This is a genomic window from Pseudofulvibacter geojedonensis (assembly GCF_042675745.1).
Lineage (GTDB): Bacteria > Bacteroidota > Bacteroidia > Flavobacteriales > Flavobacteriaceae > Pseudofulvibacter > Pseudofulvibacter geojedonensis.
In genome coordinates, this window is the sequence record NZ_JBHTJM010000006.1 from 161,701 (window position 1) to 180,141 (window position 18,441).

Annotated in this window: 18 protein-coding genes; 6 read left to right on the forward strand and 12 right to left on the reverse strand. The window is 31.6% G+C overall.

Features of this window, described 5'->3' with window-relative positions; genetic code table 11:
* Position 1: 1 nt before the first annotated feature.
* From ACFQ1O_RS05730 to mraZ, 8 genes are read right to left on the reverse strand one after another with little or no spacing between them, the layout of a single operon-like run.
* A complete protein-coding gene (locus ACFQ1O_RS05730) occupies positions 2 to 1,198 on the reverse strand; it encodes an FtsW/RodA/SpoVE family cell cycle protein (protein WP_377714259.1) in 1,197 nt (398 codons plus the stop codon).
* Positions 1,198 to 2,532, reverse strand: a complete 1,335-nt coding sequence (gene murD / locus ACFQ1O_RS05735) for a UDP-N-acetylmuramoyl-L-alanine--D-glutamate ligase (protein ID WP_377714261.1) — start codon at positions 2,530 to 2,532, stop codon at positions 1,198 to 1,200. The genes ACFQ1O_RS05730 and murD overlap by 1 nt, the downstream gene beginning before the upstream one ends.
* Entirely contained in the window at positions 2,533 to 3,789 is a 1,257-nt protein-coding gene (gene mraY, locus ACFQ1O_RS05740) for a phospho-N-acetylmuramoyl-pentapeptide-transferase (RefSeq protein WP_377714263.1), read from the reverse strand. It abuts the gene before it with no gap.
* A 4-nt stretch (positions 3,790 to 3,793) separates the two neighbouring features.
* Positions 3,794 to 5,260, reverse strand: coding sequence for a UDP-N-acetylmuramoyl-L-alanyl-D-glutamate--2,6-diaminopimelate ligase (locus tag ACFQ1O_RS05745; protein WP_377714265.1), 1,467 nt, complete (start codon positions 5,258 to 5,260; stop codon positions 3,794 to 3,796).
* A complete protein-coding gene (locus ACFQ1O_RS05750) occupies positions 5,257 to 7,212 on the reverse strand; it encodes a penicillin-binding protein (protein WP_377714792.1) in 1,956 nt (651 codons plus the stop codon). Before ACFQ1O_RS05750 ends, ACFQ1O_RS05745 begins: the two co-directional genes overlap by 4 nt.
* A 29-nt stretch (positions 7,213 to 7,241) precedes the next feature.
* Positions 7,242 to 7,553, reverse strand: a complete 312-nt coding sequence (locus ACFQ1O_RS05755) for an FtsL-like putative cell division protein (RefSeq protein ID WP_377714267.1) — start codon at positions 7,551 to 7,553, stop codon at positions 7,242 to 7,244.
* A complete protein-coding gene (gene rsmH / locus ACFQ1O_RS05760; protein ID WP_377714269.1) occupies positions 7,553 to 8,452 on the reverse strand; it encodes a 16S rRNA (cytosine(1402)-N(4))-methyltransferase RsmH in 900 nt (299 codons plus the stop codon). The genes ACFQ1O_RS05755 and rsmH overlap by 1 nt, the downstream gene beginning before the upstream one ends.
* Positions 8,439 to 8,912: a division/cell wall cluster transcriptional repressor MraZ gene (mraZ, locus tag ACFQ1O_RS05765; protein ID WP_377714271.1), complete on the reverse strand. Its 474-nt coding sequence runs from the start codon at positions 8,910 to 8,912 to the stop codon at positions 8,439 to 8,441. The genes rsmH and mraZ overlap by 14 nt, the downstream gene beginning before the upstream one ends.
* Positions 8,913 to 9,247: 335 nt before the next feature.
* On the opposite strand from mraZ, the gene ACFQ1O_RS05770 reads away from it, so the two are divergent.
* The 4 genes from ACFQ1O_RS05770 to ACFQ1O_RS05785 all read left to right on the forward strand — a co-directional run bounded on the left by ACFQ1O_RS05770 (position 9,248) and on the right by ACFQ1O_RS05785 (position 12,433).
* The gene (locus ACFQ1O_RS05770) at positions 9,248 to 10,012 is read left to right on the forward strand and encodes an alpha/beta fold hydrolase (protein ID WP_377714273.1); all 765 of its coding nucleotides are present in this window, start codon (positions 9,248 to 9,250) and stop codon (positions 10,010 to 10,012) included.
* Between the two features lie 21 nt (positions 10,013 to 10,033).
* Positions 10,034 to 10,633 carry a ribosome biogenesis GTP-binding protein YihA/YsxC gene (gene yihA / locus ACFQ1O_RS05775; RefSeq protein ID WP_377714275.1) on the forward strand — a complete coding sequence of 200 codons (600 nt, stop codon included), beginning with the start codon at positions 10,034 to 10,036 and terminating at the stop codon, positions 10,631 to 10,633.
* A gap of 167 nt (positions 10,634 to 10,800) precedes the next feature.
* Positions 10,801 to 11,556, forward strand: coding sequence for a DUF5995 family protein (locus tag ACFQ1O_RS05780; protein WP_377714277.1), 756 nt, complete (start codon positions 10,801 to 10,803; stop codon positions 11,554 to 11,556).
* A 211-nt stretch (positions 11,557 to 11,767) separates the two neighbouring features.
* Positions 11,768 to 12,433: a hypothetical protein gene (locus ACFQ1O_RS05785; protein ID WP_377714279.1), complete on the forward strand. Its 666-nt coding sequence runs from the start codon at positions 11,768 to 11,770 to the stop codon at positions 12,431 to 12,433.
* On the opposite strand, the gene gldC is transcribed toward ACFQ1O_RS05785, so the two are convergent.
* The gene (gldC, locus tag ACFQ1O_RS05790) at positions 12,430 to 12,762 is read right to left on the reverse strand and encodes a gliding motility protein GldC (protein WP_377714281.1); all 333 of its coding nucleotides are present in this window, start codon (positions 12,760 to 12,762) and stop codon (positions 12,430 to 12,432) included. The genes ACFQ1O_RS05785 and gldC overlap by 4 nt on opposite strands.
* A complete protein-coding gene (gene gldB, locus ACFQ1O_RS05795; RefSeq protein ID WP_377714283.1) occupies positions 12,762 to 13,706 on the reverse strand; it encodes a gliding motility lipoprotein GldB in 945 nt (314 codons plus the stop codon). The genes gldC and gldB overlap by 1 nt, the downstream gene beginning before the upstream one ends.
* 133 nt (positions 13,707 to 13,839) lie before the next feature.
* Here gldB and nadE point away from each other — a divergent pair, with 133 nt between their 5' ends.
* Together nadE and ACFQ1O_RS05805 are read left to right on the forward strand one after the other, a co-directional pair.
* Positions 13,840 to 14,634 (forward strand): NAD(+) synthase, encoded by a 795-nt coding sequence (gene nadE, locus ACFQ1O_RS05800; protein WP_377714285.1) that lies wholly within the window; start codon positions 13,840 to 13,842, stop codon positions 14,632 to 14,634.
* 113 nt (positions 14,635 to 14,747) lie between these two features.
* Entirely contained in the window at positions 14,748 to 15,347 is a 600-nt protein-coding gene (locus ACFQ1O_RS05805; protein ID WP_377714287.1) for a LuxR C-terminal-related transcriptional regulator, read from the forward strand.
* Between the two features lie 51 nt (positions 15,348 to 15,398).
* Here ACFQ1O_RS05805 and dnaG read toward each other — a convergent pair whose 3' ends face one another.
* Positions 15,399 to 17,360, reverse strand: coding sequence for a DNA primase (gene dnaG, locus ACFQ1O_RS05810; RefSeq protein WP_377714289.1), 1,962 nt, complete (start codon positions 17,358 to 17,360; stop codon positions 15,399 to 15,401).
* A gap of 82 nt (positions 17,361 to 17,442) precedes the next feature.
* Positions 17,443 to 18,423, reverse strand: a complete 981-nt coding sequence (locus ACFQ1O_RS05815; protein ID WP_377714292.1) for a hypothetical protein — start codon at positions 18,421 to 18,423, stop codon at positions 17,443 to 17,445.
* Positions 18,424 to 18,441: the final 18 nt, after the last annotated feature.

The following is an 18,441-nucleotide window of genomic DNA, read 5'->3' on the forward strand; positions in this document are numbered from 1 at the left end:
TTTATATTACTTCACTTAATACATCAAGTGGGTTTTTCTCTTTTTTATTTTTAACCTCCTCTTTAGTTTTATTCTTGGCACTCACACTTAAAATAAGTCCGAAAGCCAAACAAGTCATCCATATAGAAGTACCTCCAGAGCTTACCAAGGGAAGCGTTTGCCCTGTTACTGGAAATAATTCTACCGCTACAGCCATATTAATTAATGCCTGAAATATAATTGGCAAACCAACTCCTGCAACTACTAATTTCCCAAAAAAACTATCGGATTTATTTACCACTACTATCAACCTAAATAACAATAGTAAATACAAAAATAAAATTGGTATTGCTCCAAATAACAATCCTAATTCTTCAACTATAATAGCAAAAATAAAATCTGATGATGATTGGGGTAAAAAATTCTTTTGCTCACTTTTACCTGGTCCTAATCCAGTTAGCTCACCAGAAGCTATAGCCATTTTAGCCCTTTCTATTTGATAATCTTCTTCTGTATCCTCTCCATTTGCAAAATTCTCTACTCTACTAATCCATGTTTCAACACGATTAGGAAACGAATCTGGAAAAGCTTTAGCTGTTAACACAAACATAGTTAGCACTAACAAACCTGAACCTAATACAATTCCTAAATACTTTAATGGATATCCTCCTAAAAAAGTTAACACCAATACCATCGAAAAAATAATAGCTGCAGTAGAAAAGTTAGCAGGAAGTATTAATGCTAAAACCACAAAAACCGGTAACCATAACGGCAAAACACTTTCTTTAAAGCTAATAACTTTATCTTTTATTTTAGCTAAATATCTAGCTACATAAACCATTAACACTACCGATGCCAAAGTAGATGTTTGGAAAGATACCCCAACAAACGGAACTTGAATCCACCTACTAGCATTAGCCCCACCAATAGTTGTTCCTTTAGCTAAAGTAAACACTAACAATAAAACTACTAATGGTAAACCTATTAATGAGAGCCCTTTGAAATAATGATAAGGTATTTTATGCACGCTATACAAAACAACAAATCCTAAAACTAAGTGTATTGCATGTTTCAACAACAAACCAAAGGTGCTTTTACCATATAAGTATGCTAAATTGCTACTAGCACTGTATACTGGTAAAAATGAAAACAAAGCCAATAGTGCTACTATTGCCCAAATTGCTCTATCTCCTTTAATATGTTGTATAATTTTTTGCATTATAATTTTCTTACTGCCTCTTTAAATTGCCTACCTCTATCTTCGTAATTATCAAATAAATCAAAACTGGCACAAGCAGGAGACAACAATACATTCTCTCCTTTATCGGCTATTTTATAAGCCATTTTAACGGCTTCTTCCATTGAATCTGTTTCTACCAAAACATCAACCGTACCATTAAAAACATATTTCAACTTTTCATTATCTGATCCTAAGCAAATAATAGCTTTTACTTTTTCATTAACCAACGGTAATAACTCAGCATAATCATTTCCTTTGTCAACCCCACCAACAATCCAAACAGTTGGCACTTGCATACTATCTAATGCATAAAATGTAGCATTTACATTAGTTGCTTTAGAATCGTTTATATATTGTACATTCTGTATTTTTAACACTTTCTCTAAACGATGTTCAACTCCTTGAAAATTAGATAAACTTTCTCTAATGGTAGATTTTCTTATTTTTAATAAGTTAGCTACTGCTGCTGCAGCCATAGCGTTTTTTACATTGTGTTTCCCCTCTAATGCTAAATCTTTAATTGGCATAGTTAACGTCTGTTCTTTAATTGTTAGTTTAATATTGTTATTGTCTATATAAACTCCCTGCTCTAATTTTCTTTCTATCGAAAAAGGGATTAGACTTGCTTTTATTTTATTTTCTTTTAAATATTTTTCAATTACCTTATCATCGGCATCATAAACCAAATAATCTTTCTCGGTTTGGTTCATGGTTATTCTAAATTTTGATGCGATATAATTTTCAAACTTATAATCGTATCGATCTAAGTGATCTTCAGAAATGTTAGTTATTACAGCTACATATGGTTTAAATGTTCTAATTCCGTCTAACTGGAAACTACTTAACTCTAAAACAAAGTTTTGATGGGTCTGACTAGCTACTTGTAGCGCAAAACTATCGCCTATATTACCTGCTAAACCAACATTTAACTCATCTTTCAACAAATGGTATGTTAACAAACTTGTTGTTGTTTTTCCATTACTTCCGGTTATTCCTACAATAGTCGATTTTGTATATTTAGCTGCAAATTCTATTTCTGAAACAACTTCTACATTATTAACTTTTAATTGCTCAACCAAAGCCACTTTATCAGGTATACCTGGACTTTTCATTACTACATCTGCATTTAAAATTTTAGCTTCTGTATGCTGTAATTCTTCCCATTCTATTTCATTATCATTAAGAACTTCTTTGTATTGAGGTTTTATAGCTCCTTTATCAGAAACAAAAACATCAAAACCTTTTTGTTTCCCCAAAACAGCCGTACCAACACCGCTTTCTCCACCTCCGAGTATGACCAACCTCTTTCTCAATTATCTTAGTTTTAAAGTTACCACGGTTAACACTCCTAACATGATAGCCACAATCCAAAAGCGATTTACAATCTTACTTTCATGCATACCTTTTTTTTGGTAATGATGGTGTAAGGGTGACATTAAAAATATTCTTCTACCCTCTCCATATTTCTTCTTAGTATATTTAAAGTAACTTACTTGAAGCATAACCGATAGGTTCTCTGCTAAAAACACGCCGCATAAAATTGGAATCAACAATTCTTTTCTTACAGCTATTGCTATAACTGCAATAATACCTCCTATTGTTAAACTACCCGTGTCTCCCATAAAAACTTGAGCAGGAAACGTATTATACCATAAAAACCCAACTAGTGCACCAGCAAAAGCGGCAACATATATGGTCATTTCTCCAATTCTTGGTATATACATAATGTTGAGATAATCTGAGAAAATTATATTACCAGAAACCCACGTAAACAAGCCCAGAACTATTACAGAAATAGCCGAAGTTCCTGCAGCCAAACCATCTATACCGTCTGTTAAATTTGCCCCATTTGAAACTGCTGTAATGATAAAAATCACAACCGGAATAAAAATTATCCAAGCATAATCTCTTAAACCATCGCCAAAAACAGATAAAATATCTGCATAATCGAATTCATTATCTTTTAAGAACGGAATGGTTGTTTTAGTAGACTTCTCTTCGGCTTTAAATTCTTTTGAGCTTGGATTATGCAACAAAACCATGCTATTATCTGCACTTACCATGGCAGTTTGAATTTCAACAGGCACTTGCTCTTTAATTGTTACATCTTCATGAAAATACAATACAGATCCAACTATTAAACCTAAACCAACTTGACCTAAAACCTTAAACTTACCTTTAAGACCTTCTTTGTCATTTTTAAATTTCTTAATATAATCATCTATAAAACCAATTGTACCCATCCATAAAGTTGTTACAATTAATAAGATTACATATATATTGTCTAACTTGGCAAATAACAAAACAGGTATCAAAGTAGCTATTATAATGATAATTCCTCCCATAGTTGGAGTACCTTGTTTTTCTTTTTGCCCTTCTAAACCTAAATCTCTTACTGTTTCACCAATTTGTTGCTTACGCAAGAAGTTGATAATTCGTTTTCCAAATATCATTGATATCAACAATGAAGATATTACAGCCATAGCAGCCCTAAAAGAGATGAATTGAAACAATGTAGCCCCCGCTAGTTGATATTGGTTTTCTAAGTATTCGAATAAATAATATAACATTCGTTTATTTGTTTAGTTTTTCTAGAACTTCTTTAACAATTTTTAAATCATCAAAATCAGTTCTTTCCCCATTTACTTCTTGATATGTTTCATGACCCTTACCTGCTATTAAAATAATATCGTTAGTTTCTGCTAACTGACAGGCTGTTTTTATAGCTTGTTTCCTATCTGTTATAGACAAGGTTCTATTGTAATATTCTGCAGGAACCCCTTTCTCCATATCAGATATAATTATACTTGGATCTTCAGACCTAGGATTATCACTTGTAAACAAAGCTTTATTACTCAAAGCCGAGGCTATATGAGCCATTTTTGGTCTTTTAGTTTTATCTCTATCTCCACCACAACCAACAACTGTTAACAATTGTTCGTTTCCTGTTCTAATATTATTTATTGTTTCTAAAACATTTTTAAGGGCATCTGGCGTATGAGCATAGTCTACTATTGCTGTTATTTTTTCTTGTTTAGAAACAATGTATTGAAACCTACCACTTACACTTTCTAACAGACTAATTAATCTTAAATTTTCTGTTTTCTCTAAACCTAACAATTCACCCGTAGCATAAATAGCTAATAAATTATAAGCATTAAAAGAACCGATTAACTTAGTCCAAACTTCATTCTCATTTATTTTAAGCAATAAACCTGTAAATTGATTTTCTAATATTTGAGCTTTGTAATCTGCATATGATTTTAATGCATAAGTTATTTTTTGAGCTTTTGTGTTTTGAAGCATTACCTCTCCATTTTTATCATCAGTGTTTACTAAAGCAAAAGCTGATTTTGGCAACTCGTCAAAAAATTTCTTTTTTACATCTCTATATTCTGCAAATGTGTTATGATAATCTAAATGATCATGAGAAAGATTGGTAAAGACCCCTCCTTTAAAAGTCAACCCTGATGTTCTTTTCTGATCTATACCATGTGAACTCACTTCCATAAAACAAAACTCCACACCTTCTTCATTCATCAACCCCAAATAACGATTAATAGTTAATGAATCTGGTGTTGTATGAGTCGCTTTATACTCCTTTTCATCGACCATTATCTTCACCGTAGATAACAGACCTGCTTTATAACCTGCCTTTTTAAACAACTGATACAACAATGAAGCTATGGTAGTTTTACCATTGGTGCCAGTTACGCCAACTAATTTTAAATTAGTTGATGGACTTCCGTAAAAATTATTTGCCATCATTGCTAATGCTAGATTAGCATCTGCTACCTCAACATATGTTACTGAGTCTCTTTTCTCTTGAGGCATATCTTGACAAACCACAACAGAAACTCCAAGCTCTTCAGCTTTACCTATATAATCATGCCCATCTACTAAGGTTCCTTTAAGAGCTACAAAAATATCTTTATCTAATATTTTTCTAGAGTCAAATTCAATTTTAGACACCTGAACATCTGTAGTTCCTACTACTGATTCTATCGCCACCTTATACAATATGTCTTTTAAATTCATCATGATAACTCCAACACTATTTCTTGATTATCCTTAAACACAATTCCTTTCTTTAAAGATTGTTTTACCACCTTCCCATTTCCTTTCAACTTAACCCTTAAACCTAAATTTTCTAAAAAGGCTAATGCATCCATCCCACTCATACCGACAACATTTGGTATTTTTTTATATTCTTTTTGACTTTTCTTGTTATAAACAGCATATACTTTTTCTAGCTTATCACTTGGCTTTACCTTTACATTTACCTCGTCTACCATTGGAGTATCTGTATAGATTTTTTTAGCAATAGTTTTAAAAACAGGTGCCGCTACTACATTACCGTAATAACCTATGGAGGTATTAGGTTTATGAATAACCACTATACACGAATACTTTGGTTTATCTGCTGGGAAATAACCTGCAAAAGAGGCCACATAATTCTTATCTGCTTTTTTATTCCCATAATCTGTTCTACATGTTCCCGTTTTTCCGGCCATAGAGAATTCTGGACTATAAATATTCTTTGCTGTACCCCTTTCTACCACATTCTTCATCATCTCCTTTACCTTTCCAATAGTCTCTGCAGAACAAATCCTAGGATTTAAAATCACCTTATCAAACTTTTCAACAGGTTTATTTTGCTTAAAATCTCTAACTTCTTTCACTAATCTTGGCTTTACCATTTCTCCATTATTAGCAATAGCATTATAAAAGGTTAATGTTTGTAGAGGTGTTAAAGAAACTCCGTAACCCCAAGCCATCCATTGTAAGGATATACCACTCCAATCTTTATCATTGGGATGTGGGATTTTAGGAACTCCTTCTCCTTTAAATTCTAAACCCAATTGTTCATTAAGCCTCATATTGTACAATCTGTTAACAAATGCCTCCGGATTATCTTTAAAGCCTTTCTCTACTATTTTTACCATTCCAGTATTTGACGAAACCTCAAAAGCTCTGGCTGCAGAAATTTTCCCATAACCACCGTGTCTAGAATCTCTTACCTTATATTTCCCGTAATATGTTAGCACACCATTTTCAGTATCTACCACATAAGAAGAGTCAATCACTTTACTTTCTAAAGCAGCGACCATAACCATTAACTTAAAAGTAGAGCCTGGCTCATGAGATTCTCCAACCGCATGATTCATTCTTTCTAAATACCTCCCTTTACTATTCCTTTGCAGATTAGATATTGCTTTTACCTCTCCTGTTTCGGTTTCCATAACTACTACCGTACCATGATCGGCTTCAAATTTTTCTAACTGATTCAACAAAGCATGATGAGCAATATCTTGAATATTAACATCTATAGTAGAAATAACATCTAATCCGTTTTTTGGCTCTTTTTCATTTTCATCATGAATAGGCTTATACTGTCCTTTTGCTATTTTTTGTTTTAGTCTACTCCCATCTTCTCCTTTTAAAAACAACAAATCGTATGCCCCCTCTATACCTGCTTGTGACTGAGGCCTTCCTACTGTTCTTCTGGCAATTCCTCCTAGAGGATGCTCTCTAATAGTTCTTTGTTCAACAATAAGCCCTCCTTTATAAGCCCCCAACCTAAACATAGGAAAACCTCTCACTCTCATATAATCAGAATAGCCTAAATTTCTTGCCACTAACATGTATCTATTTTTAGTTCTCCTAGCCTTCTTAAGCTTTTCTTTATAATAAGACCTCGACTTACCAAACATAACCGATAGAGAATCACACAACATAGGTAACTCCTTAGAAAAATTATCCTTTGATACTGTAACTGCATCAAAACGAATATCATATTTAGGCACTGATGTTGCTAACAAAGAACCATCATCTGCATATATACTCCCTCTGTTTGCTTTTATAACAACCTCCTTATGAGTTCTTTTCTCTACCAGTTTTCTATAATTATCTCCATCTACATACTGAACATTGAACAATTGAACAGCTATTGCTACAGCAAACATTAAAAATGCCGCCGCAACAAAATACATTCTATTCAATATGTTCTTTTCTGATGCCACTACTCTATTACCTTAATTTTTTTTGGTGGTTCTTCTGATGAAACCAAACCCATTGAAACTACTTTTTTTGCCACCGAAGATTCAATTTTTAATTGCATTAATACAGATCTTAAGTCTACATGCTCAGAACGAAGCTCCTTTACCTTTTTATCTAATTGACTTATTTCATGAACTTTTCTTTCTGCACTATGAGAACTAGCAATCATAACTAAAGCCAACAAACCCAAAAACATAATAAAACGCCAATTTTTAACAGCATCTTCGCTCACTAAAAACCTACCTTTTAATATATCTAGAATCCTTTTTTTCATCAATCTTTAATTCGCTTAGCTATTCTTAATTTTGCACTTCGAGCCCTATTGTTAAGCTTGATTTCTTCTTTAGAAGGAACAATCATCTTTCCTACTTTTTTAAAAGGAACAGATATATTCCCATAAAAATCTTTTTCTGGCTCCCCTTCAAACATCCCACTTCTAATAAATCGCTTAACAAGCCTATCTTCTAAAGAATGGTATGAAATTAAGCTCAACCTGCCTTCTTCATCTAACAACTCAGGCGTTTGCAATAAAAACTCTTCAATTACCTTTAGCTCTTCATTCACCTCAATTCTAATTCCCTGAAATATTTTAGCTAACACTTTATGCTCTGCATGCTTTGGCAAAAACCTATCTACAACTTCCTTTAAATCGGCTATCGTTTTTATATCTTCATCTCTAGAATTAACTATTTGCTCTGCTATTGCCTTTGCGTTTGTTAACTCTCCATAAACAGAAAACAACCTTCTCAACTCCTCTTCACTATAAGAGTTTACCACATCGTAGGCAGAGTTTTTCATCTTCTTACTCATTCTCATATCCAAATCAGCATCAAAACGTATTGAAAACCCTCTTCCTGCCTCATCAAATTGATGAGATGAAACCCCAAAATCACCAAGAATACCATCTACTTTTCTAACCCCATGAAAACGCAAAAAGCGTTTTATATACCTAAAGTTCTCATGTATCAACACAAATCTTTCATCTTCTATTGCGTTTTTTAACGCATCTTCATCTTGATCAAAAGCAAACAACCTACCTTTACCACTCAGTCTAGACAATATTTCTCTTGAATGCCCTCCACCTCCAAAAGTCACATCTACATACACTCCATCTGGGTTAATATTCAACCCATCTACCGTTTCTTTTAACAATACTGGTTTATGATATTCCATCAAAATCATCGTTTTTATCTCCCATTACCTCTTCTGCTAATTCAGCAAAATCTACAGCAGCATCATCTATTGCTTTTTCATATTTACTCTTATCCCACACTTCAACAATATTAACAGATGCAGACAACACTAATTCCTTCTCTAAACCTGCAAAACCTATTAAATCTTTTGCAACTAAAACCCTTCCTGAAGCATCTACCTCTATCATTTTTACCCCTGCAGTAAACCTCCTTATAAAATCATTATTCTTTTTATTGAAACGATTTAACTTATTTACCTTTTGCATTAAAGCATTCCATTCATTCATTGGATACAACTCTAAACATTGCTGAAACACAGATCTCTTTAAAACAAATCCACTTTCCAAAACTGGAGATAATTGTTTTTTTAACGCACTCGGAAGCATCAACCTTCCTTTGGCATCAATTTTACACTCATATGTTCCAATTAAGTTAATCACTCACAATAATAATTACGGGAATCTTTTTCAAAGATAACAAGTTTTTACCACTTTTTTCCACAAAACCCCACTTTGTTAATAAGTTTTACCACCTCCCAGTTATTTTAAGCTAAAATCAAGTTAATGAGCTTGTTAAAAACTAAAAAACCTTAAATATTTTACAGATATTTCTTTCTTTTTTGACTTGAAAAGGAGCTAACAAAAACTAATTATTAAAAAAACTAATGATAACTAGTAAATAGTTATATTTGTGGGTTATATAAAACGAATGCATTTGTTATTAACAACAAATGAAATAACAAGAGCCTTATAAAGGCATTGCAAGCTAATATTAAATGAAGTTTAGGTTAAAAAAAGAAAAGGAATTTAGTTTTTTAGAAACTGGGGAAGGAACTCCTATTGTTGTACTACACGGCTTAATGGGGGGCTTAAGTAATTTTGATGGTGTGACCGATTTTTTCCCTAAAAAAGGGTATAAAGTAATTATTCCAGAGTTACCTATTTATACTATGTCTTTACTAAAAACCAATGTAAAAAGTTACTCTAATTACTTAAAAGACTTTTTAGATTTTAAAGGGCTAAATAATGTAATTTTATTAGGAAACTCTCTTGGCGGACATATAGGTTTATATTTTTCTAAATCGTATCCTGAGTATGTTAAAGCATTAGTAATTACTGGAAGCTCTGGCTTATACGAAAGCGCTATGGGAGGAAGCTATCCTAAAAGAGGTGATTACGATTTTATAAAAAAGAAAGCTGAAGATGTTTTCTACGATCCGCGTGTTGCCACAAAGGAAATTGTAGATGAAGTATATGAAACCGTTAACGATCGTAACAAATTAATTAGAACTTTAGCCATTGCTAAAAGTGCCATTAGGCACAATATGGCCAAAGACCTACCTAACATGAAGCAACCTACATGCATTATTTGGGGTAAAAATGATAATGTTACGCCTCCTGAAGTTGCTACTGAATTTCATGAATTACTACCTGATTCTGATCTTTATTGGATTGATAAATGTGGACATGCTGCCATGATGGAGCACCCAGAAGAATTTAATAAATTATTAGATAGCTGGTTAACCAAAAGAAACTTATAAAAGTTCTTTTTATTCATAAAAATGAAAATTAAATCTGCTGAATTCATAATTAGCAACTCAGAAGTTGCTAAATGTCCAAAAGACATGCTTCCTGAATATGCCTTTATTGGGCGTTCTAATGTTGGAAAGTCTTCATTAATAAACATGCTTACCAATCAGAAAAACTTAGCAAAAACTTCAGGAAAACCTGGAAAAACACAATTAATCAATCATTTTTTAATTAATAAAAATTGGTTTTTAGTTGATTTACCAGGATATGGATATGCAAGAGTATCTAAAAGCACGAAGAAGATTTTTCAAAAGTTTATTACTAACTATTTTGAAAAACGAAAACAATTGGTTTGTGCCTTTGTTTTAGTAGACTGTAGACATGAACCACAAAAAATTGATACTGAATTCATGGAGTGGTTAGGAGTTAATCAAATTCCTTTTAATATTATATTTACTAAAGCTGATAAATTAAAACCTCAAGCTCTAAAAAGAAATATTTCTAAATATCAAGAAATACTTCTTGAAACTTGGGAAGAATGCCCACAACACTTTATTACTTCTTCTAGTGATTATAGAGGAAAAGAAGAATTATTAAATTATATAGAAGAAATTAATCAGAGTATAAAGTAAATGTTCTCATTCTATTTTACAAAACTTCTATAGTTCTTCTTTTTTAGTTTTTTAATAAAAAGTAAAACCTTCTTATCGTTATTAAGGTAATTGAAACTCATTTTTTTAACTGTTGTTTTATTTCATAAAAAACAAACATTACATTTGCTAAGAATTATACTACAATTATGCAAGCAAATAATATTGATGAAGTTTTATCTATTTTAGAAAACATTATTGACGAATCTAAACAAAATAATGATACTTTAGGGTATTTTGCAGCGCTTTACAAAAAAGTTACTCGAAAAGTCAAAGAAGGGATTGACCAAAATTATTTTGATAACAATGAAAGGATGGAACTTTTAGATGTTGTATTTGCCAATAGATATATTAAGGCTTATTATGACTATAAAGAACGTAGAGACATTACTAATTCTTGGAGTCAAGCTTTTTTACTATCTAAAGACTATTGGCCTATTGTTTTGCAACATCTTCTTATAGGAATGAATGCACATATAAACTTAGATCTAGGAATTGCTACAGCAGAGGTATCTAAAAACCAAGATATTGAAGATTTACATGATGATTTTAATAAAATAAACCAAATACTTTCATCTTTAGTTAAAGAAGTTGAGGAAGAACTTTCTGCAATATGGCCTACACTAAAGAAAATACTTAAATACACCAAAAAAGTTGATAATTTCTTTGTTGATTTTAGCATGGAACTAGCAAGAGACGGTGCTTGGAACTTTGCCAAACAACTTCACAATACAAAACCCGTCGATTTACAAAATACAATTAATACAAGAGATGAAAAAATTGCTCAAAAAGCTACTATTATTAGTAAACCCGGATTTGTTGTATCTCTATTATTTAGCCTTATAAGATTAGGCGAGAAAGGAAGTATTACTGAAAAAATAACAGTATTAAATTCTCCAAATTAAACAATTAAAACAACAGGGTCTACAATTTTCAACAACTAAAAAAACCCAACATAAACAACTAAAATGCAACGAATTAAGAATTGCAAATGATTTAACATAAAATTATTTTACGTATCTTTACACTACCTACTTTATCAGTTAAGTTACTTTAAATTTAAGCCCTAGATTATTACTAATAAACATTTAGTACTAACCATTTAATTATCATGCTATGAAATTTAAAGTATTACTCTTTTTATCATTTATTTTATCCCCTATTTATTCACAAGTAGGAATTGGTACAACAAACCCTCAGCAACAATTACATATAAGTGGCTCTCAAACTGGCTTACAAACTTTAAGAATAGACGACCTAGCTGTTACAACTGGAGGCACTAACCCTGGTGAGCTAACAACAACAATAATAAGTGCTAATAAGGCATTATATACAGATGCTAGGGGTGATTTATATTCAAGATATATATTAGGTGATAATACTCAGAGTTTAATCATTTCTGGGAGTCAGAACATTAATGATACTAATTTAACAGACATTACAGGTGCGAGCATTACTTTCACACCAAGACATAGTACTGTATTTCTATCTTTCTCTGTTTCCGGAGATATTCCTGCTTCTTGTATAAATAGCAACACACAAGAATCCTGGTTTGCTGTGGGTGTATCTGTAAATGGAAGTAATATTGCTAACTTTTCTAGCATGTCTGCCAGCACCAACAGTAGCTCTAGCACCATAACTGTAGCTCAATTACCTGTATCAGTATCAGCAGGAAGCCCTGTAACCATCAACTTACAGGGGAGAGATGGAGGAGCTGTACATGATTGTGGCTTTACAATAGATAGCACTAATTTAACCAGTTATATGACTATAACTGATTAGGCCTTTAACTCTAATTTTTCAGCAAAATAATCACAAAAATCTTTCATTGTTAAAGCCATCCTTTCATCTTGTGTAGCTCTTTCAAAAGACTCTGCCATACTTACTAGTGTTTGATGATAAAAAACTTTCATTTGATCTACTGGCATGTCTTTTGTCCATAAATCTATACGCAAAGATTCTTGCTTATCAGCATCCCATACCGATAACATTAATGCCTTTGCTGGTTGATTTTCTACACCACCATCTTTTGCGGTAAAGTTTAGTTTTTCTGGTACTCTATTTTCATCTAATTCGATTCCTAAAACTATTTCAGATTTTATATTTGACATTATCTTGCTGGTTTATACTTAGATTTATTAAACAATTCTTCTCCACTTATAGAGCATAATTCGCGCAAAGATACATCATTCTTTTTCATAAAAGAACGAACAATTTGCCAACCTATATATTTACCTAACATTCCTGGAGATTGATTGTCTATTTCTAAATAAAATTTAGAAAAAGGCGCCTCAGCTATAAACCTGTTAGATAAACTTTTATCTGTACTAAAGAGCATTTTATTTTCGATAAAATAACTCCATATCATTCCTTCATTCGCTTTAGCCCAATCTAACTCACTTTGAGTATAACCTATTCTCTTATTTTCACTATCAAAAGGCATAAACAAGTCTTGTAAGTATAATATTTTACCAAAATATATCATTTGATCTCTAAAAGTTCTAGGTCGAACTTGAGATAAGAAACCTTTAGCATACACCGCAGAAACGTCTGAAATCAACTGCTCTTTGCTTAACTTTCTAGCTATATAGTTTGGTATTAAATCATAATACTTATGTTTTTCTCCAAGATAAGTATCTACAGAAACAAACAATAAAGTATCTGCTAAAACCACTTTATTTCTATAATCTACACTAGATGTTAGAGTTATTACCTCAGGCTTTGTAAAGTTTGGAAAATAAAATTTAATATGCTTAAACAATAATTCTAAATCTTTTTTTTCTTGTTTAAAGTCTGGAAAAACTTTTAAAGATTCTTGTAGCATTTCTATAACCAAAGTATCTTTTTTATCTGTTTCCCAATTTAGATCACTTAAATATGGATATTTAGTTTTTAACTTATCGAAATTTTCCTTTGGTGTATTTAAAAAGTCTTTTTCAAAACGTTTAACCGTTAAATCCATTTCTATTTCAGAAATTTCTTTAGGAGTACTATACTCTTCTTTACAAGAAAGAAAAAATAAGCTTGACACTAATATTATAAATACATGCTTCATACCAGTAATTGTTTCATTTTCAACGAAAAAAGGAAGATAAAATTTTATATATATGAGAATTAAGGCTATTTTCGTCCGCTGACAAATTTAGAAAATTGATTTTCTATCAAAAAAGAATTAACATAAATATATAATGCAAACAAAGAAAGTAGTTGAACATATTGTAAATTGGTTAAAAGAATATGCTACAAATGCTGGAGTTAATGGTTTTGTAGTTGGTGTTTCGGGGGGTATAGACTCTGCTGTTACATCAACACTTTGTGCTAAAACAGGTTTTCCAACTCTATGCATAGAAATGCCTATACACCAAGCAAAAAGTCATGTTACTAGAACTCAAGAACATATTGAGTATTTGAAAAAAAACTTTAACAATGTTTCTGACACTAGAGTTGATTTAACACCTGTTTTTGAAGAGTTTAAAACAGAAGTTTCTTTAGAAGGCAAACAAGAGACTTTAGATATGGCTTTGGCTAACACTAGAGCTCGCTTAAGAATGACTACATTGTATTATTATGCTGGTTTAAAAGGTTTATTAGTTGCTGGCACTGGAAATAAAGTCGAAGATTTTGGTGTTGGGTTTTACACAAAATATGGAGATGGAGGAGTCGATTTAAGTCCAATTGCCGATTTGTTAAAATCTGAAGTTTACTCTATTGCCAAAGAGTTAAATGTACCTGAAAGTATTCAAGTAGCAAAACCCTCTGATGGTTTATTTGGTGACGCTAGAAGTGATGAAGACCAAATTGGAGCTAACTATGATGAATTAGAGTGGGCCATGAAAATGCAAGAAAAAGGAAAAAGCATAGAAGATTTTACTGGTAGAGAATTAACTGTTTTTAATATATATATGAGTTATAATAGGCGTAACCAACACAAAATGTTGCCTATACCAATTTGTGAAATTCCAAAAAATCTTAAAAAAATATAACAATTTGATTATTTTTTTATAATTTTGTAGGAATAATACTAAAGATGAATCCCCAAATTTCATTGAAACTTAATCCCAAATTAACGTTTCTTACTTAATAAAATTTATAGTATATGATTAATGTAGTAGTAGCCAATCATTTCCCTTTAATGCAAAAAGGGATATTAGCTTCTTTTGAAGGATCAAAAGAAATTAAAATTGTTAAAGTGGTTTCTAATGATGAAGACTTATTCAAAGTATTAGATTCCAAAAATGTTGACATAGTTTTACTCGAACTAGACTTACCTGCCACTAATGGATTTCAGGTATTGAAAAAATTAAAAAAAGATTATAGTGCTATTAAGCCTATTATTCTAACTTCTCACTCAGAAGAAATTTACTCTCTAAGCACTTTAAAATCTGGTGCTTTTGATTATTTAGAATATGATGTAACTCCTAGCATTTTAGAGCAAACTATTAAATACGTATATACCAAAAAACGTATTATTATAGACACATCTAAAGCTAAAGGATTATTGCATAAAAAATTATCTAATAGAGAATTAGAAGTTTTAAGACTATTATCTTCTGGTAAGCGTAATATTGAAGTTGCTGAAGAATTGAATATCAACGAAAAAACAGTTAGTACATACAAAATGAGGCTGTTGAAAAAATTTGATGTCAGTAATTTAGTAGACTTACTTAACAAAGTAAAAAACCTAGAGGTTTTATAAACACTTTAGATTTAGTATTATAAAAAAAGAGTGGCTAATGCCACTCTTTTTTTATAATACTCTATTTAACTTTTCTGAAAGCACTTTTTTCAATCCTGTATAATCTATTATATTCTGCAGCACTTCTGTGTTCGATTCTTGAGCAGATATTTGTTGAGCCAACTCATCTATTTTTTTAGTTACTAAATACCTTCTAAGTGTTAATATATTTTCGTTGACCAATTGAGCTATTGTTTTGTCCTTTTGTTTAACAAAAATATTTTGTCTCTCCCAATCATGTAAAACATAACGCTCTTCATTCATTAAAATAGTAGTTACTTCATTTGCTAAATCTGGCTCTAATTGATTAATAAAGACATCTATTTGCAAGCTATCTTCTTGTTCTAAATTGCCCACTATTCTATAATACAAATTTTGAAATGTACTATTTGCAAAAGCCATTTCGTCTTCTTGTAAACTCAAATATATTTTTTTAAAAACAGTATTTTCTTCTACTTCTTTTTCTAGCTCTAAATCACCGTTATCATTTTCTTTTAAGTAATACTCATCAAATTCTTCTTTTATGTCTCCATACAACAAAAGCATCTGAATAACTTTACGCTCTAATTCATATTGTTCATCAACTTTTTTTACTGCTGTATGTGTTTTATGCACTACATTAAAAGCTTGTTTTTCTTGAGCTCTCCTATGTTCTTTTTGATTATTCCTGCTTTCTGTATTTGTTAATTGAGCTAATGTTGCAAACAACACTTCTTCAGAAATATTCATAATCCTCGAACATTCCTTGATATATAGTTCTTGTTTAATAGTGTCAGGTATTTTAGAAATACTTGTAACCATATCTCTAACAACTTCTGCTTTCTTTATAGGATCACTTGCTGATTCTTGAGTTAAGATATCTGCTTTGAATGAAATAAAATCTTTAGCATTTTCTTCTAAATATAAAACCAACTCTTCATAAGGTGTACGTTTTGCAAAAGAATCTGGATCTTCTCCCTCTGGAAAAGAACAAACCCTTACATTCATACCTTGCTCTAGAATTAAATCTACTCCTCGTAACGATGCTCTTAAACCAGCGGCATCGCCATCAAACAGTACTGTTATATTATTAGTTAACCTGTTAATGAGTCTAATTTGCCCAGGTGTTAAAGCCGTACCTGAAGAAGAAACTACATTTTCTATACCAGCTTGATGTAATTGAATTACGTCTGTATAACCCTCTACTAAAAAACAATTATCTTCTTTTGCAATTGCTTTTTTAGCTTGATACAGTCCATAAAGTACTTTGCTTTTGTGATAAATTTCACTTTCTGGAGAATTTAAGTATTTAGCTGCTTTTTTATCATTAGTTAGAATTCTACCTCCAAACCCCAATACTCTTCCGCTCATTGAATGTATTGGAAACAACACTCTTCCTTTAAAACGATCGAACTGTTTATTTTCTTTTACAATTGTTAAGCCCGTTTTATTTAGATAATCTAACTTATACCCTTTTTCTAAAGCCGATTTTGTAAAAGCTTCCCATTCATTAAGAGCATAACCCAGCTTAAACTTTTTGATTGTTTCTGGAGTAAAACCTCTTTCTTTAAAATACGTTAGACCAATAGCTTTACCTTGCTCATGAGTATGTAAGATATTAGAAAAGTACTGCTGAGCATATTCAGAAACCAAATACATACTTTCTCGCTCACTAGCTTGCTGCTTTTGCTCATCTGTTCGCTCGGTTTCTTCTATCTCAATATTGTATTTCTTAGCTAAATACTTAATTGCTTCAGGATAAGAATAATGCTCATGCTCCATTAAAAAGGCTACCACATTCCCCCCCTTCCCAGAAGAAAAATCTTTCCATATTTGCTTAACAGGAGACACCATAAAACTAGGTGTACGTTCATCTGAAAAAGGACTTAAACCTTTAAAGTTACTTCCTGCTTTTTTTAATTGAACAAAATCACCAATTACCTCCTCTAATCGAGCAGTTTCAAAAACTTGGTTTATGGTTGTTTGAGATATCATATAGAATGGGTAAAGATATAAAAACAAAAAACTTCGTTTAACAATTAATTAAACGAAGTTTTAATACACTTAAAATAGTTGACTAATCCATATCAAACCTCAATCCTAAAGAAACATTATGCTGCTTAATGTTTGGGCTAGCAAAAAGAGGATTTAAATCGTACTTAGTATAGATTCCAACAGAACCCCAAGAAACATACCCGCTTAATCCGTAAACAAAGTCATTGGCATTGAAATCGCTTTTTATCTTATCCTTTTCTCTATCTCCATCTACTTTATACTTTAATTTTTGACGAGTCCCGATTCTTATTCCAGCATATCCACCTAAACCTACTTTAAACTTTTTTCGGGTAGAGTATCTAAAATAAGTATCTCTTTCTATCTTTTTAGAAGGTCCAAATTCAAAATGTATAGGTGCTACTAAATTGGTAAATCTAATCTTAGACTTATCTAATTCATGAGGAAATGTTTCAGCCGTAGTTAAATCTCCATCTTTAACATAATACTTATTATCTTTCAATTTTAGGTTATTGTACTGTAATGACACTCCATACTTAAAACGTAGCCAATTAGAGTTTTTAAATACCCTTGTTCGCCAAGCAAATCCAAGTTCGAAAAAGCGTGAACCTCCAACTTTATAGTCTAAATCGTTTAATGTCTGACCTTCGCCTATAGCATTATTAAAACCAAAAGCTAAAACAATATCACTATAGGTTCTTTTATCCTTTCTTCTGATGGTATCCCCATTCTTTGTTAACACAAACAATCCATTACCTCCACCTATATTAAGTGTTAGTTTTGTCTCTCCATTTTTATCACTCCCTACTTCCTTTCCTGCTTTTACTAATTCAACTCTTCTCTGAATTCTTAATGCATACTTATTAGCTATTTCTTTTTTCTTAGCAATAGCATCATCTAGACTAATCTCTTTATTATCTAACTGTACATTAACAGCTTCAACTTCCTCTTTCATTGCCTCTTTTTCTTGTGCAATTACTTTATCTATTTTCTCCTTCATTATTGGAGATATAGAGTCATTTACCTGTTCCTGTCCTATTGCCATTAAAGAAAAAATAAGCAA

Excerpts from the sequence above, each read along its gene's own strand:
- gldC (WP_377714281.1), bottom strand. The coding sequence starts at position 12,762 with ATGTCAAATATAAAATCTGAAATAGTTTTAGGAATCGAATTAGATGAA.
- ACFQ1O_RS05750 (WP_377714792.1), bottom strand. The coding sequence starts at position 7,212 with ATGTATTTTGTTGCGGCGGCATTTTTAATGTTTGCTGTAGCAATAGCT.
- mraY (WP_377714263.1), bottom strand. The coding sequence starts at position 3,789 with ATGTTATATTATTTATTCGAATACTTAGAAAACCAATATCAACTAGCG.
- ACFQ1O_RS05805 (WP_377714287.1), top strand. The coding sequence starts at position 14,748 with ATGATTAATGTAGTAGTAGCCAATCATTTCCCTTTAATGCAAAAAGGG.
- dnaG (WP_377714289.1), bottom strand. The coding sequence starts at position 17,360 with ATGATATCTCAAACAACCATAAACCAAGTTTTTGAAACTGCTCGATTA.
- rsmH (WP_377714269.1), bottom strand. The coding sequence starts at position 8,452 with ATGGAATATCATAAACCAGTATTGTTAAAAGAAACGGTAGATGGGTTG.
- nadE (WP_377714285.1), top strand. The coding sequence starts at position 13,840 with ATGCAAACAAAGAAAGTAGTTGAACATATTGTAAATTGGTTAAAAGAA.
- ACFQ1O_RS05770 (WP_377714273.1), top strand. The coding sequence starts at position 9,248 with ATGAAGTTTAGGTTAAAAAAAGAAAAGGAATTTAGTTTTTTAGAAACT.
- ACFQ1O_RS05755 (WP_377714267.1), bottom strand. The coding sequence starts at position 7,553 with ATGAAAAAAAGGATTCTAGATATATTAAAAGGTAGGTTTTTAGTGAGC.
- gldB (WP_377714283.1), bottom strand. The coding sequence starts at position 13,706 with ATGAAGCATGTATTTATAATATTAGTGTCAAGCTTATTTTTTCTTTCT.
- ACFQ1O_RS05730 (WP_377714259.1), bottom strand. The coding sequence starts at position 1,198 with ATGCAAAAAATTATACAACATATTAAAGGAGATAGAGCAATTTGGGCA.
- ACFQ1O_RS05780 (WP_377714277.1), top strand. The coding sequence starts at position 10,801 with ATGCAAGCAAATAATATTGATGAAGTTTTATCTATTTTAGAAAACATT.
- yihA (WP_377714275.1), top strand. The coding sequence starts at position 10,034 with ATGAAAATTAAATCTGCTGAATTCATAATTAGCAACTCAGAAGTTGCT.
- ACFQ1O_RS05815 (WP_377714292.1), bottom strand. The coding sequence starts at position 18,423 with ATGGCAATAGGACAGGAACAGGTAAATGACTCTATATCTCCAATAATG.
- ACFQ1O_RS05745 (WP_377714265.1), bottom strand. The coding sequence starts at position 5,260 with ATGATGAATTTAAAAGACATATTGTATAAGGTGGCGATAGAATCAGTA.
- ACFQ1O_RS05785 (WP_377714279.1), top strand. The coding sequence starts at position 11,768 with ATGAAATTTAAAGTATTACTCTTTTTATCATTTATTTTATCCCCTATT.